Origin of the sequence: Lactobacillus sp. S2-2 (assembly GCF_021698855.1) — a bacterium.
In the GTDB taxonomy this organism is placed as follows: domain Bacteria; phylum Bacillota; class Bacilli; order Lactobacillales; family Lactobacillaceae; genus Fructilactobacillus.
In genome coordinates this window covers 1,514-4,777 of record NZ_WWFA01000006.1, presented here as the reverse complement: position 1 = coordinate 4,777, position 3,264 = coordinate 1,514, and the positions used below count along the sequence as shown (strand labels likewise).

The 3,264-nt window shown below is 47.9% G+C and carries 2 rRNA genes; both read right to left on the bottom strand.

Features of this window, described 5'->3' with window-relative positions:
- A 5S ribosomal RNA gene (gene rrf / locus GSH19_RS04570) occupies positions 1–117 on the bottom strand.
- 74 nt (positions 118–191) lie between these two features.
- Positions 192–3,110, bottom strand: a 23S ribosomal RNA gene (locus GSH19_RS04565).
- Between the last annotated feature and the right edge of the window lie 154 nt (positions 3,111–3,264).

The window sequence follows — 3,264 nt, the reverse complement described above, 5'->3', positions numbered from 1 at the left end:
GCGCGGCAACGTCCTACCCTTGCAGGGGGCGATCCCCCAACTACTCTTGGCGTGCTGAAGCTTAACTTCTGTGTTCGGCATGGGAACAGGTGTATCCTTCAGGCTATCGCCACCACACTATTTGATTAGAAAGAACTTTGTTCTCTCAAAACTAGATAATATTATTTCTAAGAAACTTTTCCACCAAACTCTTGGTTAAGTCCTCGACCGATTAGTATTAGTCCGCTCCACACATCGCTGTGCTTCCACTTCTAACCTATCTACCTCATCATCTTTGAGGGGTCTTACTTCCATAAAGGAATGGGAAATCTTATCTCGAGGTGGGCTTCACACTTAGATGCTTTCAGCGTTTATCCCATCCATACATAGCTACCCAGCTGTGCGCCTGGCGGCGCAACTGGTACACCAGCGGTATGTCCATCCCGGTCCTCTCGTACTAGGGACAGCTCCTCTCAAATTTCCTGCGCCCGCGACGGATAGGGACCGAACTGTCTCACGACGTTCTGAACCCAGCTCGCGTACCGCTTTAATGGGCGAACAGCCCAACCCTTGGGACCAACTACAGCCCCAGGATGCGATGAGCCGACATCGAGGTGCCAAACCTCCCCGTCGATGTGAACTCTTGGGGGAGATAAGCCTGTTATCCCCAGGGTAGCTTTTATCCGTTGAGCGATGGCCCTTCCATATGGTACCACCGGATCACTAAGCCCGACTTTCGTCCCTGCTCGACCTGTATGTCTCGCAGTCAAGCTCCCTTCTGCCTTTACACTCTACGAATGATTTCCAACCATTCTGAGGGAACCTTTGGGCGCCTCCGTTACTATTTGGGAGGCGACCGCCCCAGTCAAACTGCCAACCAGACACTGTCTCCGAACACGATAAGTGTTCAGGGTTAGAGTGTTCACATAGCAAGGGTAGTATCCCACTAATGCCTCCATCGAAACTAGCGTTCCGATATCGATGGCTCCTACCTATTCTGTACAAGCTATGCAAACACCCAATATCAAGCTACAGTAAAGCTCCATGGGGTCTTTCCGTCCTGTCGCGGGTAACCTGCTTCTTCACAGGTATCACAATTTCACCGAGTCTCTCGTTGAGACAGTGCCCAGATCGTTACGCCTTTCGTGCGGGTCGGAACTTACCCGACAAGGAATTTCGCTACCTTAGGACCGTTATAGTTACGGCCGCCGTTTACTGGGGCTTCATTTCTAAGCTTCGCCGAAGCTAACTCTTCCACTTAACCTTCCAGCACCGGGCAGGCGTCAGCCCCTATACGTCATCTTACGATTTTGCAGAAACCTGTGTTTTTGATAAACAGTCGTCTGGGCCTCTTCACTGCGGCTGACCTTGCGGTCAGCACCCCTTCTCCCGAAGTTACGGGGTCATTTTGCCGAATTCCTTAACGAGAGTTCACTCGCTCACCTTAGGATTCTCTCCTCGACTACCTGTGTCGGTTTGCGGTACGGGTAGTTAATTACTCACTAGAAGCTTTTCTCGGCAGCGTGACATCAGTTGCTTCCCTACTTTAATTTCGGTCCTCATCATCACTTGTCAACTCGGTGATAAGCCTTTAACTCTTCACCTGACTTATGATTTAAACATACATATCCAACAGTATGCACAACTTAGCCTTCTGCGTCCCTCCATCGCTCAAACATAATTAACTAGTACAGGAATATCAACCTGTTATCCATCGTCTACGCCTCTTGGCCTCGACTTAGGACCCGACTAACCCTGGGTGGACGAGCCTTCCCCAGGAAACCTTAGTCATTCGGTGGATTAGATTCTCACTAATCTTTCGCTACTCATACCGGCATTCTCACTTCTAAGCGCTCCATCAGTCCTTACGGTCTAACTTCATCGCCCTTAGAACGCTCTCCTATCACGCAACTTACGTTGCGTCCGCAGTCTCGGTAGTATACTTAGCCCCGGTAAATTTTCGGCGCAGAATCACTCGACTAGTGAGCTATTACGCACTCTTTAAATGGTGGCTGCTTCTGAGCCAACATCCTAGTTGTCTAAGCAACTCCACTTCCTTTTCCACTTAGTATACATTTAGGGACCTTAACTGGCGGTCTGGGCTGTTCCCCTTTCGACAATGGATCTTATCACTCATTGTCTGACTCCCGGACATAAATCAATGGTATTCGGAGTTTATCTGAACTTAGTAACCCTAGATGGGCCCCTTGTCCAAACAGTGCTCTACCTCCATGATTCTTAATTCCGAGGCTAGCCCTAAAGCTATTTCGGAGAGAACCAGCTATCTCCAAGTTCGTTTGGAATTTCACCGCTATCCACACCTCATCCCAGCACTTTTCAACGTACACGGGTTCGGACCTCCGGTGCGTATTACCGCACTTTCATCCTGGACATGGATAGATCACCTGGTTTCGGGTCTATGGCTACATACTGTGACGCCCTATTAAGACTCGCTTTCGCTTCGGCTCCGTTTTTTCGACTTAACCTTGCATGCAACTATAACTCGCCGGTTCATTCTACAAAAGGCACGCTATCACCCATTAACGGGCTCTAACTGCTTGTAGGCACATGGTTTCAGGAACTATTTCACTCCCCTTCCGGGGTGCTTTTCACCTTTCCCTCACGGTACTGGTTCACTATCGGTCACTAGGGAGTATTTAGCCTTGGGAGATGGTCCTCCCGGATTCCGACGACGTTTCACGTGTGTCGCCGTACTCAGGATCCTGAACTGAGGGTATTTAATTTCGTCTACAGGGCTATCACCTTTTTTAGCTTAGCTTCCCAACTAATTCGACTATCAAATACTTTTGTAACTCAAATGTTCAGTCCTACAACCCCACCCTGCAAGCAGGATGGTTTGGGCTATTCCCCGTTCGCTCGCCGCTACTTAGGGAATCGAAATTTCTTTATATTCCTGTGGGTACTTAGATGTTTCAGTTCCCCACGTCTGCCTCTTGCTAGCTATGTATTCACTAGTCAAGTGCTTACCTATCAAAGTAAGCGAGTTTCCTCATTCGGAAATCTCCGGATCAAAGCTTACGTACAGCTCCCCGAAGCATATCGGTGTTAGTTCCGTCCTTCATCGGCTCCTAGTACCAAGGCATTCACCATGCGCCCTTAATAACTTAACCTTCATCACTTCGTGATGTAAAGTTAATTGAGTATTGCGATTAAAACTTAATTAAAAAACTCAAATAACGCGGTGGTTTTATCTGTTTCTCGGTTGAAATTATAAAATTTATAATTTTTACAGAAAATAATATTATCTAGTTTTCAAAGAACAAA